General features: G+C 52.2%; 9 protein-coding genes and 1 pseudogene. 4 read left to right on the forward strand and 6 right to left on the reverse strand.

Annotated features, from left to right (window positions below; translation table 11 throughout):
- Positions 1–78 precede the first annotated feature (78 nt).
- Positions 79–942, reverse strand: a complete 864-nt coding sequence (locus H8527_RS04175; protein ID WP_255498512.1) for a hypothetical protein — start codon at positions 940–942, stop codon at positions 79–81.
- Between the two features lie 1,054 nt (positions 943–1,996).
- Between H8527_RS04175 and H8527_RS04180 the strand changes: the two genes are divergently transcribed.
- The 3 genes and pseudogenes from H8527_RS04180 to H8527_RS04190 all read left to right on the forward strand — a co-directional run.
- Positions 1,997–2,401 (forward strand): hypothetical protein, encoded by a 405-nt coding sequence (locus H8527_RS04180; protein WP_255498513.1) that lies wholly within the window; start codon positions 1,997–1,999, stop codon positions 2,399–2,401.
- Between the two features lie 115 nt (positions 2,402–2,516).
- Complete coding sequence (locus tag H8527_RS10025; RefSeq protein WP_222935109.1) at positions 2,517–5,390, forward strand: outer membrane beta-barrel protein; 2,874 nt, start codon at positions 2,517–2,519, stop codon at positions 5,388–5,390.
- Positions 5,391–5,448: 58 nt separating this feature from the next.
- A pseudogene (locus H8527_RS04190) lies at positions 5,449–5,736 on the forward strand (IS30 family transposase); the annotation flags it as partial.
- Between the two features lie 127 nt (positions 5,737–5,863).
- On the opposite strand, the gene rplS reads toward H8527_RS04190, so the two are convergent.
- From rplS to H8527_RS04210, 4 genes are all read right to left on the reverse strand, one after another.
- Positions 5,864–6,232 (reverse strand): 50S ribosomal protein L19, encoded by a 369-nt coding sequence (rplS, locus tag H8527_RS04195; protein WP_187545872.1) that lies wholly within the window; start codon positions 6,230–6,232, stop codon positions 5,864–5,866.
- Between the two features lie 314 nt (positions 6,233–6,546).
- Complete coding sequence (locus H8527_RS04200; RefSeq protein ID WP_187545873.1) at positions 6,547–8,943, reverse strand: zinc-dependent metalloprotease; 2,397 nt, start codon at positions 8,941–8,943, stop codon at positions 6,547–6,549.
- 95 nt (positions 8,944–9,038) lie between these two features.
- Positions 9,039–10,064 carry a hypothetical protein gene (locus tag H8527_RS04205; protein WP_187545875.1) on the reverse strand — a complete coding sequence of 342 codons (1,026 nt, stop codon included), beginning with the start codon at positions 10,062–10,064 and terminating at the stop codon, positions 9,039–9,041.
- Between the two features lie 341 nt (positions 10,065–10,405).
- Positions 10,406–12,004: a DUF6850 family outer membrane beta-barrel protein gene (locus tag H8527_RS04210; RefSeq protein WP_187545877.1), complete on the reverse strand. Its 1,599-nt coding sequence runs from the start codon at positions 12,002–12,004 to the stop codon at positions 10,406–10,408.
- 613 nt (positions 12,005–12,617) lie between these two features.
- Between H8527_RS04210 and H8527_RS04215 the strand changes: the two genes are divergently transcribed.
- Positions 12,618–13,112, forward strand: a complete 495-nt coding sequence (locus tag H8527_RS04215; protein WP_255498514.1) for a flotillin domain-containing protein — start codon at positions 12,618–12,620, stop codon at positions 13,110–13,112.
- A 274-nt stretch (positions 13,113–13,386) separates the two neighbouring features.
- Here H8527_RS04215 and H8527_RS04220 read toward each other — a convergent pair whose 3' ends face one another.
- Positions 13,387–14,451 (reverse strand): GRP family sugar transporter, encoded by a 1,065-nt coding sequence (locus H8527_RS04220; RefSeq protein WP_187545879.1) that lies wholly within the window; start codon positions 14,449–14,451, stop codon positions 13,387–13,389.
- Positions 14,452–14,788: the final 337 nt, after the last annotated feature.

Here is a 14,788-nt window from a genome sequence, read left to right on the forward strand (position 1 = left end):
TCGCCTCTCTAAAATTCATCTGCGCCCCTCGAAAATCTCCTTTCGAGGGGCGCAGTGCTTTCTGTTCTCTTCGGCTGCTTACTCTGCTACGCCTGCCGCCTGATCCCTCGTGCGATAATCCGGCTGGATATCCAAATAGTTTTTCAGTACCGCCCTGAATTTCTCTTCGGCGAGTTCTTCCTCTGCCATGTGAATGTAGTACTTTTCATAGAGGTAGGAATAGCGCGTCTCTTCCGTCGGTTTCTCAAGGTCTACACAGATATAAACCTGCTCGTTGAAATCAAGCACATGAGAGTGCACAAACACCCACTTCGCCATTTTTTGAAACCGGCGTTCATATTTTTTGCGAAGTTCCGTCACATCGGTTTCCGGATTTATAAAAATCAACTTAAATCCACCATAATGGGTCGAAAAGTTGATGCACGGTTGCCCCTTCATATAGTCCTCGGTCACTTGGACTTCCCAACTTTCCGGCAGTTCGTACGACTTGAAGTGCTGTGTCAGTGAGTCGATTTGAGGAAAGAGTTGCCTAATGACCTCCGGCTTATTTTCCTTTACAGCGATGCAGGACTGCTCCAAAACATCAATCAAACTCCCTTTGCGCATCTCTTCTTTCCGCAAAGCATATTGTGCCCCATCTTGCAAATCGAAGAAAAAGCAGGTTTTCAAAAAACCTATTTTCTTACGCACAAAATGACTCGAAGAGAGGACGGCAAAACGCAGCAAAGAAGAGATTTTCATTTGACACACGCTGTCGCTGTTCATCGTGTACTCTCCCGTTGCATCCTTGAACACAAGCGCGTGCTTTGGGCGCTCTAAGAGGCTTCCCTTGATGACTTGCAGAGCATACTTCTCCGGCTGTCCATCCACCACAATGTATTGTTGCGAGGCCAAAGGGTTGAACCACTTTGCAAGCTGCGAAGCGTAGAGTTCATAATCCATTTTGTCGCAGGGTGAAAGCCGGTTTTGCGCAGTCGCCATCACGATGGAGAGTAGGAACAAAAAGGACAACAACAGCCTCTGAACTATGGTTTTGCTACATTTTCTCATGGGATAAAAACTTGATTATTGAGGATATTCTTGACGGAGGAGAGCGAAAAAGTAGACCACTTCTCCTCGACAGAGGGAAGCAAAGATACAGAATTATTTTCTACCGATGAGCCTTCTCGGTTCGCTTTTTGAGGCAGGAGAAGAAAAAACCGAAGTCTTGGAAAAATGCTTACTATTTCCTTCTACTTGGGCAATGGAGTCTTTAATCATTATCGGCTCTAATTATATATAGACATCTCGACCTCTATTCTTACCACTCCCAGCCTACTTTAACACAAAATTAACATCTTGCCAAACCCTGCGATGATTCCTTGAGATGGCGGCTTCGCGCGCACACGTATTCCCCACTATAGGTGTGGTTTTTATCCTTCAAACCTTCACCGCTGCTTCTTTCTGTCTGTATATCAAAGCATTGTGTGTGAAGGATGTGAAGGAACAAACACGAATGTCGTGTAGTGTATGCGCGCGATGATGCACGCGCGAGGGTGGTAGACAAAAATGGGGAATTGTGCAACGTACCTCAGAGGTAGAAAAAACTACCTCTGAGGTAATTTGATTTAGCTCTGAGGTAGTTCGATTTACTTCTGAGAGAGTTTAATCTGGTTCTGAGAGAGTAGTCTCTCCTCCCTCACGTATACGCGCATCACTTACCTAAGTTTTTGTTTTTTTCGCCTTCACCATCATTCATAACGCGCAAGAAATGGACAACTTACGGGTGAAGGCAAACGACATCTGCCTTCACCTTCAGTATCCTGTTATTCAACAGATTAGATCGAGTGGTGAAGGCGTGAAGGATTTTTGCACGCTCTATTGTAGGGTATACGCGCACGCACGCGCGAGTATTATTTTCAGAAAGCCACTGCGGTGTGAGGCGCTTTCGATTTATTTTCTTATCTTTGTCCAAGAAAAAATCTTTACCCTTGACCTTCTGTACAAAAATTATTCTATGATGAAGAAAATCCTGTTCTCCCTTCTCTTGAGTTTCATTGCCCTCAGTGCCGTCGCACAATCCCAGAAATTCTATTGCGAAATTCATGCCGTCGAGCAGAACGTGCCCACAGGTTTCGAATTCTTTTTCGACTTTGGCAGCAACAATGTCTATTCCCGTTGGGGAGGGCTGAGCGAGAAGCAGCAGCTCGTGGATGAGGATGGCAGATACATCAAATTTAAGAGTATGGTCGGAGCCGGCAACTACCTCGCAGAGCGAGGGTGGACGTTCCTCCAAGCCTACACGTCAGTCTATAAAGGGCTGAACCTCCTCCACTGGGTTTTCTGCAAAGAAGCCGAAACCCCGGAAGAAGCCTACCGAGGGCTCATAACGAAAGAGGAATATAAGAACCGGACGAAATAACGCACATCCGTACTACCAACTATCGTAGAAGAGTTGAATCAGCTGAATTTATTATCTAACGAGGAAATACTTTTGTTATTTTCGCAAATTCTTCATAACCAGAATAAAAACTACAGTGAAAGTGAAAGCTACCACACGCGATAAGGTATCCCTTGTTTTTATTGTGCTATTTTTTGTTTCTCTCGGAGTCTCAGCACAAGAGCATTATTTTTATGGTGGCGTCTTTGATGCAGCAACGAGAATTATTGTGGATAGTGTTAAGGTGACCTTGTTCTCGGAGAATGGAGTCGCCCAAGACTCTATGGTGACGGATAAGAACGTCAAAGTGGGCTACGATAATGCAACATGGTACTTCTGGTGTGGTAAGCATGTACCGAAAGGGAAGTTGCTATTCTCTGCGGTTGGGTATGAGGAGCGTGAGATAGAGTTGCCTGCGATTAGTTTTAAGTCAAGAGAAACTATGCGCCAAATGCCCAACGTCTATTTGCGAAGAAAACCGAAAGAGAAAGTGTTGGGAGAGGCGGTAATACAGGCTACAAAAATCAAGTTTTATCATAAAGGCGACACGCTTGTGTTTAATGCCGATGCCTTTGAGGTAGGCGAAGGGTCGATGCTCGATGCACTTATTCGGCAGCTGCCCGGGGTAGAGTTGAAAAAGGGCGGAGAAATCTTTGTCAATGGCAGGCGCGTGGAGGATCTACTGCTGAACGGACAGAAATTCTTTGGAGAGGACCGCAGCCTAATATTGGACAATTTGCCGGCATACACGGTGAAGCGCGTGCAGGTCTTGGAAAAAAGTACAGAACTGAGCCGTCGTATGGGCAAGGAAGCCGAGAAAAAAATCTTTACGATGGACGTTCGGCTGAAGAAAGCGTATAGTGTCGGTTGGCTGGGGCATCTTCTAGGAGGAGTCGGCACGCATAATCGCAAAGTGGGGCAACTCTTTGCGATACGCTTCACGCCTCATTCGCGACTCTCGGTGTATGGCAATGCGAACAATATCAGCGACGAACACAAGCCTGGGGAAAACGAGGACTGGACGCCAAACGACCTTTCTGACTACCAAGTGACTACTAAGAAAGGTGGATTTGATTACCTTTTCACCCATCCCGAAGAGCGCTACAAGGTCTATGGAAACACGCAGGTACTCTCGCAAAAGAGTTTTGCGGAACAACAAGAGACGGGCATTTCCTTTGTGGCAGACGGCAGTCTGTGGAAGTACAAAACCTTGGAGGACCACCAACGTGACTTTGGCGTAACCACACAGAACACTTGGGAATTTCATCCTTGGAAACACACGTGGACATGGCTGAGCCTCAATGCATCGTATCAGGACATGAAGAAGCAGGGCGCGAACTTGCAAGGGCTTTTTTCGCAATCTCCCTTTACGCAGTTGGGCCTCACGGACAGTCTTCGTGTGCTGTCGCCACATGCCACCTGGGGACAATCGCTTTTGCACCGACTCACGTCGGAGTATTTGAATAAGCGTAAGGCGTTTGTGGGGAATGCTTCCTTCAGTCTGCAACGGAGAGTGTGGGGCAATGACATGATTTTGGCGAATAGTTCGATATCGTATTCGCAAGAAAGGAGCAAGGATTTTCTGAATCGTTTGGTCGTCTATCCCCATTCACAGACGGTGGCTAGCAATTTTGACCGACTTTTCAGTAAAATGGATCCCTCCTCGAGTCTTTCGGCAGAGGGCAGTGCGACCTATATGGCGTGGATGAACGCTACCTTGCTTTTTACCGCAGATTATAGTCTCCGATATAGTAGGACACGTCAGGATTTCCGACATTATTTGCTGGGCAGAGTGGCTGGCTGGGGCGAAAACGCTCGCCGTGAGATTGGGACTTTGCCCTCCGAGGTAGAGTATTTGAAGCATATTGACCGACAGAATTCTTTTGAACTGTGTTCGCACGCTGTGTGGCACAATTTGGCGTTGAATTTGAAGTACGAGACCTCCCTATGGTATGTGTTGCTGAAATTCCCCTTCACGCGCGAGCATATTGATTTTAAATACGCGCGAGGAGGATTCGATGGAAGGATTCGGAAGAACTATCTTTTCTTTGTCCCAGAAATTGACCTCCGCCGCCGCTGGGATGAAGGAAATAGTTATGTAAATTTCAAGTATAGCCACAGCGCCCAACAGCCCACGACCACCGACTTGGTCGAGGAGGACAATACGCTCGACCCGTTGAACATCATGAAGGGAAACAGTGCCTTGAAGCCGGAGCATACACACAACTTGGAGGCGGAATTGCAATGGAAGCCTAGGGAAGATAATACGACCTATAGCCTTAACTCCTCTTTGAGTTGGGAGCGCAATAGCATTGGCTACGCGTCGGTCTACGATCGGCACACGGGCGTCACGGTCTATACGCCTCGTAATGTGGATGGCAATTGCAACTGGGACATCAAACTGACGCACTCGCGCTTCTTAGACAAGAAGCAGCAGCTGAGTTTGGAAATCACGTCCTATCTTATGCTGAATCGAGGAGTAGATTTTCTTGGAGCATCGAACACAGTCCCCTTACGAAGCGTTGTGCATACGCTTTGGACGACCTCCGATATCGAATTAGGCTACAACCATAAGAATTTTTCTTTAACGCTTCTCGGTGGTGGTGGCTTTAACCAAGCAACAAGTAAGCGTGCAGATTTTACAGCCGTTCGCGTTGGAGAGTTCCACTATGGTTTCACACTGAAATCTCCTCGCCTATGGAATTTTCAGCTTTCTACGGATTTGAAAATGTATAGTCGGCGTGGGTATGAAAATCCTGCGGCGAATACCAATGAACTCATCTGGAATGCGCGTTTACACCATGAGTTGAGTAAGCGGTGGAGCGTAGAATTGGAAGGTTTTGATATCTTGCGCCGTTTAAGTAATACGACACAGACCATCAATAGTCAGGGACACGTTGAAACCTTCAAGAATGTGATTCCCGCTTACTTTATGCTGAAATGTCGCTTACAACTAACTAAAAGGGGGTAGTATTAAGTAGATGTTGAGAATTAGTTTATATCAGATATTTTGCGTACTTTTGTAGCAACACATCAAGACCATTACCACTGACAATGGTCTTGAATTTGCAGCACACAAGCTGATTACTAAATATTTGGGAGCGGTCGTCTATTTCGCCGATCCTTATGCTTCATGGCAAAAGGGGGCTATAGAAAATACAAACAAACTCATCAGACAATATATCCCAAAGCACACCAACTTCGACGAAGTTACAGATAAAAAGATTGCGCGTATACAAAAGAAAATCAACAGCAGACCTAGGAAAAAATTAAAGTTTGAGACACCAAAAGCTGAGTTCTTCAAAAGAATAGCTTAATTTTGCACTTGCTGGTTGACTCTACGCATCTCTCTTTGGAGAGAGCTTGTAAACAAGAATAAAGGCAAATCCCTCTTTCGAGCGATTTGCCTTTATGGTGTGGAGTTGTGCGGTTCGCAGCTTGTGATTAAGCCTGAGCCTTGGCAACGGTACGCTTTTCTTTGATGCGTGCCTTCTTGCCGGTGAGACCACGGAGGTAGTAGAGCTTGGCGCGGCGCACCTTACCTACCTTGTTGACTTCGATGCTTTCGATGGCGGGAGATTCGAGGGGGAAGATACGTTCCACACCGATGGTTCCGGACATCTTGCGCACGGTGAAGCGCTTCTTTTCACCATGACCTACGATTTTGATAACAACGCCGCGGTACAGCTGTACGCGCTCTTTGTTACCTTCGACGATTTTGTAAGCTACCGTGATGGTGTCACCAGCCTTGAAAGCGGGGTGTTGCTTGCCGGTAGCAAATGCTTCTTCAGCAATTTTCAGGAGATCTGCCATTGTTTTGGATCTGTTTTAATTGTTCATCGCCCCAGCCCAACATTCTCCGGATTCTACTGCACTCGGTGGCGAGAGTCGCCTACGTGGATGAGTGCGCCGGACAGCGGTTGAGCGGAAAAGCGGTGCAAAGGTACTATCTTTTCGTGAAACCACAAAGAGATGTCACTGAAAACTAAGCACAAAGGCTTGCGTAGAGTCAACGCATAGAGTCAACCGGCAAGTGCAAAATTAAGCCAATTCTTTTCTCAGTTCACCTATTGCACACTTCATTTTATCCTGTTGACGAAACGGCAATGGGAAATCGCATCGTGGAATTACTTTCCTTCGAAGGCCAACTTGATTTGCTGACGCAGGTCGTCGTAGTGGGCTTGGGTGGCAGCATCGGCCGAGCGAACGGTGGAGAGGCGACTTTGGATTTTGCGAAGGAGGGCAGCGGTGTAGGGGCGACCATCGCTGTCGGGCACCATACGCCAAGCCTTGAGGAGGCGCAGGACGGCTTGCTGCTGGATGAAGCGGCGCCAAGTGCCGACGCGCGCCCCAGTGGTCGTTTCGCGGAAGAAGATGTGGAAAAGGTCGTCGACGTACTCCGTGGGCGTGTAGGGCTGCGGGCCGTAGGCATAGCGTGCCAGGCGGTCGAAAGTGGTGGCCGACACCAGCGGAGCAACGGCCATTTCGGCCAAGGGGCGGATGAGGGCTTCGGGCGAAGTGCCCAGGCGAGAAACGTAGTCTTCGGAAATCATCCATCGGGGTTGGGTGAAGACATTGGCATCAATCCAAGCGAGGGCACGCTTCTGGCGTTCGCGCGTCATGGGGGTGTAGACAGCGCCGGTTTGCTCTACGCTCTTATACTCGTGGTGAATGCCACCGATGTTGCGAGTGACGTGTCCGATGTAGCGGCGGAACTGTCCGAGCACACTGCCATACATCTGTTCAAGATTGGTGCCGAGATCGCCTTCTTCATAGGTCCACTGCGGGAGATGCTTGACGATGTAGCGGAGATTTTTCAACCCGTAAGTGCTCGCTTTCATGGCGTCGTCGCCGAGGTCTTCGGTTTGCGCGCAAGGGTCGTTGTCGGAGCCTTCACCGCCAAACCAAAGTCGGCGATTGCCGGTGATGCGGTTGTTGGTGATGCGATTGAGGGCGAGGCGCTCTTCTTTCTCGCTTTGGGCATCGGGGAAATACTTGTAGCCCCACTCGATGGCCCACATGTCGTAGTCGTTGATGCGGGGGAACATTCCGGCATCGCCGATGTTATCTTCCGGCTGGGCAACGTAATTGAAGCGCGCATAATCCATGATGGAGGAAGTATGGCCGTGCTCTTCGACCCAAGCCTTGTTGCGAAGGTTTTCCACGGGAGTGGCACTGCTGGCCCCCATGTTGTGACGCAAACCGAGGGTGTGCCCCACCTCGTGAGAGGAAACAAAGCGAATGAGCTGCCCCATGAGTTCGTCGTCAAACAGCATCTTGCGAGCACGCTTGTCGACGGCACCGGCTTGCACCAAATACCAATCGTGCACCAACTTCATCACGTTGTGGTACCAACCGATGTGGCTTTCGAGGATTTCTCCGCTGCGAGGGTCGTGGATTTGCGGCCCATAGGCGTTGGAAACGGGCGAGGCGAGGTAGCGAATGACCGAGAAACGAGCATCTTCCATACTCATCGTCGAATCGTTCGGCCATTCGTAGGCACGGATGGCATTTTTGAAACCGGCTTTTTCAAAAGCCTTTTGCCAGTCTTCAACCCCCATGATGAGGTATTTACGCCACTGCTTGGGGGTGGCAGGGTCTACGTAAAAGACAATGGGTTTCTTGGGTTCGACGAGTTCGCCACGGCGATATTTTTCCATATCCTCAGCACGCGGTTCGAGACGCCATCGGGTGGCAATCATCTTGCGGCGTACCGACTGCTGAGCATCGGTGTACTCCACGAAAGAGTCGGTGAAATAGCCCACACGCGGATCGAAGGTACGAGCGCGCATCGGTTCTTTGGGGAGCAACACAAAGGAAGTGTTCAGGCGGAAGGTCATCTGCCCCGTCAAGTAGGCCGAGGGATTGCTGCCACCAGGCTTTGCGCCGTAGGTCTTGACAGAAATGATTTCGGTGTTGATGGGAAAAGTCTTGATCGTATCGACATAGGAAAGTTCTCCTTTGAGAGCGGTGACGTTGAAGCGCGTTTTGCTCATCTGGTTCATTCCGATGACGGCATTGTCGCCTTTCAGCAAGTCGGTCACCTTGACACGATAGCCACGGCCACCGGCAGCGAGAGCAGTGCGGTTGGCACTATCCTTAGGGGTAGCTTCGATTTTGAGGGAAGCGATGATGGGGTTTTCGGCACTGTTGCGCACAGCGGCGGCAATAGCTGCGGTGCTGTCGGCGGTGGAGTCGAACATCAGGGCGCGGAGCAGCAGTTGGTCGCCGCGTTTCTCCCAGTAGAGCACCTGATTGTTGGCCAACTCTCCACCGTGCACTTCGATGCCCACGGGTGTGGTGACAAAGCGCGTGACGGTCAGGATGGGGCGAGCGAGCAGACTGTCGGGGATGACAAAATACCAATCGTCCTTCTGATGCTGCACGCCGAACAGTCCCGGACGGACGGGGGCGAGCGCTTCTTCCTTTTTGGGCGGTTGGGGCGTTTCTTTTTTCTTCTTGGCTTCCATCGGCAGACCTGTGAGGAGGAAAAGGCCGAGCAGCAAGACATACAATTTGTTCATAAAAAGTGGGATATTGAAATAGAGTGGATAAGCGAGCAATGGTGCAAAGTTACGCATTTTGCCGCTTATCCACTCTAAAAGGATGCAGAAGTTGCTTATTTCACGAGGGTTTTCGTGCCGTCGATGATATAAACACCGGCCGGCAGACCGCGGGTCGCATCACAACGGCGTCCGTTGAGGTCGAACACTCCCTTGGCTTTCGGCGCGTCATCGGCGAGGCGCGTCAGGCCGGTGATGTGATCTTTGTTTTTCCAAGGGATAAAGGTCAGGTCGGTGGCTGCGGTGCCGAGCAGCGCACTGACAGCAGCGTCGTTCAAGCGGGTGTAGACCTCGCGCGGAGAGTCGAGCATTACGGTGCTGCCATCCCCATCACCGCGCACAAATCCGGTGCGTTCGGCAGTGCTGACGAACTTGTAGGCAAAGCGGTTTTTCATCGCTTTGCTCCGGCCTTTCACACCGGCGGAAAGGGACGTGGTGCCGGGGCCGGTGTTGGAGTCTTTGTCCACCAGCACCACAGCATAAGTGCCGGGGCGGCCTTGGAGGATATAGCCGGCACTGCCGGCACCGACCACGGTGGTATTGGCCGCCAAGACTTTGTAGGTGAAATCGCCTTTCGATTTGGCCGAGGCGCTGGCACTCACCACCTGCAGTTCGCGCTCGTTGGGAATGGTCCAGTTGCCGCCGGCCCAGAAGGAGGCGTAGCCCGTGGCACCCACTGTGAGGTGAAGGGCATTTTCGAGACGAGCAACGTGGAAAATCAAACTGTCGCCCGACTTTTTGAACACGCCTTCAAGGAGCAGGTCGTGCTTGTTGTCGGCATCGTTCAAGCCTTCGGCCATGTGATTGCCTGCGCGTGCCACGAGAGCGTAGTGTGCATTGCCCACGATGAAGGACGTTTCCCGTTCGGCGGCCGCTGCGAGAGGTGTCGGCACGCTGTTGCCAAAACCGAGGAGGTCGGCGGTGAGAAACACGGATTTGCCCGCTGCGACGAGGGCATCGGCCTGCGCCTGCACTTCGATGGGTGTGAGGGGCGATGCCTTTGTGCCGTCGCCGGCTTGGGCGGTGAGGGTTGCGGCTGCACAAAGGGCGAGCAGCCAGCGCTTGGAAGTAGAATTTGTCATAAGAAAAGAGTTGAGTGAAACCATTGTGTTGAAGTCATTCCCTGGGGAATGGGTACTGTATAAATGCAAAATCGCTGCCGGGCAGTTTCGGAGGCTCTACGCAGGAAGTTCAAATTGTGTGCGCATTCTTTTGAAATTGTCTTATAAGAGAATTCAAATTGTCTTATAGGACAATTTCAAATGTCTTATAAGACAATTTTGACGCCCTGCGCACCCTCTGATTATCAACCTATTAGAACATTCGGATTTGCAGCGCTCAAAAGGGGAATTTTGCCCACACGGCGAGGGATTTGGATGGGCATATCATCCGCGGCTGATACGAAGAAGTTTGCATTTATACATCAATGAAAGATGCCGAATGTCAAGGCGGCGGCGCAGGCTTCCGTGTGGCGGTCGGTGCGCAGATAGTGTCCCTCGGCACGGACAAAGCAGGGAAGGCGACGGCCGTGCAGGGCGAGAGGGAAGCGGTAGGTGAGGGCGGCCTCGGCATGCCCGTGGTGGGCGCCGTAGTAGTCCCGATCGGGCCGGAGCACGGCCTGCGCATAGGGCGCGGCGGCATCGGCGAGCGAGAGGCGCGAGTGCAGGGCAAAGTGGTAGCCGGCGCGAACTTCGGCCCACCACCTTGGGGCGATGCGTCCGCCGCATTCGGCGCGGAGGTCGAGGGCAGCACGCCGGAAGGTGGAGGTGGGCACGATGTGCTTGAGGTTCACCGCGGAGAAGTCGGCCAGCAGACCGGCAAAGCGCGTGACGGTTTCGCCCTGAGCGGCCGGAATGCGATAGTGGAGCACGGCATCCCAGCGGTGGGTTTGGTAGCGCTTCTTGAAGGTGAACTGCGTGTCGTAGCGGCGCGAGATGTTGCCCGTTGCGGGATCGGTGGTGAGCACCTGCTGTTGGCGGTATTCGTCGGCAAAGCCTTGTCGGTATTCGGCCCGAAGGTCGAAGGCATGGATGGCGCTCGCGGTGCGCAGGCGATGCCGGGTGGCGGCAGCGTAGCGATAGGCCACATATCGACCCGGCGAGGACTTGGTTTGTCCCCAGACGTCTTCGGCGGCGCGGGCGATGCCCAACGTGGTCACGCTCCGATGGCGGTCGGTGTGGCTAGCGTAGGCAGCCTCTGCCCCCAGCTCATGGTTCACCCACTCGCGCTGATAGCCCGTGTAGGCACCGGCTGAGCCTTCGGCGTGCTCCAGCCCCGTGAAGACGTAGTAGAGCAAGTTGGGATCGGTCTGCACGGTTGTGATGTTGGCTATTTTTTCCTTGTCGCGGGCATACCATCCGGTCAGGCCCAAAGTCTGGTGGGCATCCAGGCGAAGGGTGGCGGAAGGGGCAAGGCGGTAGGCCAACTGCGTGGCGCGGGAGCGAGGGTCGCGCAGTCGGGAGAGGTCGCCCACGCGGTAGTCCACGGCGAGGCCGTAGGTCAGCGGCCCCACGGACGTAGTGGCGAGGCGGAAAGTGAGGTCGAACTTCTGATGGTCGTAGTTCGCCGCAACAGGACTTCCCGAGAGATAGGGATTTCCCTCGTCGGTGCGCGACACATCGCTCCACGCCCGATGGTGGGTGCGCCCCATGTCAAAGCAGAATGTGCCATAAGCGCGCAGCCACGTTCCGATGGGCCGAAACTGATGGGATCGGAAGCGCAGGCCGTCGCTGCCATCTCCCTCTTGCACGCGGAAGTGCGTGCCGTCGGTGTGGCGATATTGGAAGAAACTGCTGCCGCGCGCAGCCGTGCTGTCGAGCGACAGGCCGGCGGCGTTGCGGGTGTGCTGCCAGAGGAGCAACTCATCGGCATAGCGGTGGGCTTCGACGGGGGAGAGGTCGGTTTGCGCCGCACCGGGCAGACGGCCACTCCCCACACCACAGGAAGCGAAAACACCAAAAACTCCGCCACACCGAACGAAGGCGCGAAAACCACCGCCGCACCGACCGGCACTTCGCACCATTCCTCCTCGTCAAGCGAACACAAACCGGCCACGCCCGTGCAGAGTGCGCCGGCCGAAAAGAAAACCGAAGACTGAAGAAACAGGCGAATACACGAGCACGACTGCCCGCATCGCCTTCTTCTTCGCTCACCGATAGAAAGCCGTCCGGCGAATCCACCGCGATTCGCCGGACGGCGCTTTTGTTTCCGCACCAACTCCCCACGGCGCACATCGCGGTTCGCTTTTTGTCGACGGCGGCACCCTCCTCGGCCACACCTTCCCAACTTTGAATAAAAAGCTCACGACTTTTGTGCGAAACACCACTGCTTTTCGCTTTTTTCTCTCTACTTTTTCCTGCAAACACCGCGAAGCGTAGAAAAAACGCCACGTATTGCCAAAAAAACAGACACCTTCGATCTGCACTAACTTCTTGAAAGAGAAAGAATAGCGCATTTTTCTCAAAAACGAAAAGCCGAAACGACAAAAAACGAACACCTTTTTTTGGAAAGTAAGAACTTAGTCTGTATATTTGCGGTGTGACTCCCGTTCATTTTGTTCGGAGTCCGCAAAGTCCACCGGGGTCGCTCGACCATGCGTCCCTTTTTCTGAAAAACGCACACGAGCTCAAGTCCGGATGCAAGCCAACGTCATCGTGGCACAAGAGGTGGAAAAGCGCCGTATTGTGATCGAAGCCGAGGCCGAAGCCGAACAAAAACGTGTACAAGCCAAGGGTGAAGCCGATGCCATTTTTGCCAAGATGGGAGCCGAGGCAGAGGGTCTTTATGAGATTCTGACCAAGCAGGCCAAAGGTTACGACAAGATGATCCGCGCTGCCGGCGGCGACGCCAACAAGGCCTACATGCTTCTCCTCCTCGAGAAACTCCCGGAACTCGTGCGCACGCAGGTGGAAGCCATCAAGGGTATCAACATCGACAAGGTGACCGTTTGGGACAACGGCGGACAAAGTGCCGACGGCAAGGGTTCGACGGCGAACTTCGTCAGCGGTTTGCTCAAATCTGTTCCTCCGCTCGCCGATCTCTTCGAGCAAGCCGGTATGAGCCTGCCCGAATATCTCGGCAAGCGCAATCAGTCCGGCGAGAACGAAACGGCGGAAGCAGAAGAAGTCTAAACCTTCGTTTCCCTCACGGGAACCTCTTTTTGAAAGCTGCGCGCCACCCGCACCTCGGCGCGCCTTTCCTACTCATTCGTGGGAAAGTTTTTTTCCAATGACCGCAAAAAAGCGGCCGTGCAAGTCCGAATGGGACTGCACGGCCGCTCTTTTTGGGTACGTTGAGGATAACCGATGAAAAAGGGAAATAGTCGAGGTGCAAGGTGAATGCACTTGGAGAAATGCACAGCGAAACTATCGCCTGCAGAACCTTGTTAGCACATCAACTGAACGGTTAAAGCAGATTCGCCACAATCTCTGTGGAGGTGAGGCCAATCATTACGCCCCCAATCAAGACAATGAAGAGGCCGATGTAGACATTCCACAATTCCCAGCGTGTCTTGCGCTCACCGAGGATGTAAATACCGCCCAAGGTGGCGAGAATCACGTTCATTTGCGTCAGTGAGGCGGCAACCGACACACCATTCAAATTGATGGAGATCAGATAGAGCAGGACGGCCACTGCAAAGATGAAACCGCCGAGCATATTCTTCACACTCGCCCGCGAGAAAGGACGCTGCTTGAGATAGAAGAGCGAGAAGAAGAGAGCACCTATCGTCATGCCGATGGCTTGAGGCAGAAAAGCGGCGCGCCCGTCGACGTGGAATCGCGCAGGGAAAAAGGAGAAGCCGACATAGCCTATCGTACCGATGGCCAAGACAAGAATGCCGGTCTTCATATTGGAAGTCGCATCGGCTGCGGAGTTTGCATTCTCCGTGGCAGTCACTTCATGCGTCCGTTCCACAATGTCATCAGTCCCCGATTGCACGGCATGACCCTCATCCGTCGTTCTAAGCGCCGCTGAAGCCTTTTCGCCTATTGAGTCGACACATTGTCCGGATTGCGCATTCGTCGCGAGCTGAGGGGATTTCTTAGCCGTTTTGGCAGGATCTCTGCGTGTAGTGAGCCAGATGCCGAAAATGATCAAGGCTATCGCGCTGAAACCGACCAAGCGCTGCCCCCAAGTCGGCCAGTCCCCGAGAAAGAGCGCGCCGACGATGGAATTCGCCGTCAACTGCATACCAGTAGAAATGGGCATACCACCGGAAACGCCGATCAATTCGAAAGAACGATACTGCAACATTTGCGCACCGGCCCACATGGCACCGGAAAGAAAGCACCACCAGAAGTTGGCCGTGGTAATATCGGGTTGTACAATGAGGTAAACCACAATAGCCACGAGCAGTGTACCGGTTGTGGTACCGATAATTTGATGAATGGGACGACCGCCGACCTTAGAAATAGCCAACGGGAGTACTCCCCAAAGCAGAGCGGGAAGTAGGGCAATCAAAAGGTTCATCTTGAATTATTTTTTGGTGTGTTGGAAATATAAGTTCTATCTGTTTTGTCCTCCTCGCTGCGAAGCTCTGCTCGCTCACACAACAATGGTTGATCCTCCACCTCGAAAACTTTGCATAGGTTCCGTTGCGACAAGGGGGTTGACTTCCTTCGCGTGAACACATCCTTCTCGGGCTTTAATGTAGAATCTCACAAATTGATAGGAAACCATGCAGTCCTTTTCTTCTCTTGATAGCACTTGTGACAGGCATTTGGGAGGGGAAATACCGCTTCTCGAACGAGAAAGATTATTCTGAAAAACAAAGCCCCGAGTCTCTATCGAGTCTCGAGGCTTGTTG

This window comes from Alloprevotella sp. Lung230 (assembly GCF_014385435.1).
Taxonomy (GTDB): domain Bacteria; phylum Bacteroidota; class Bacteroidia; order Bacteroidales; family Bacteroidaceae; genus Alloprevotella.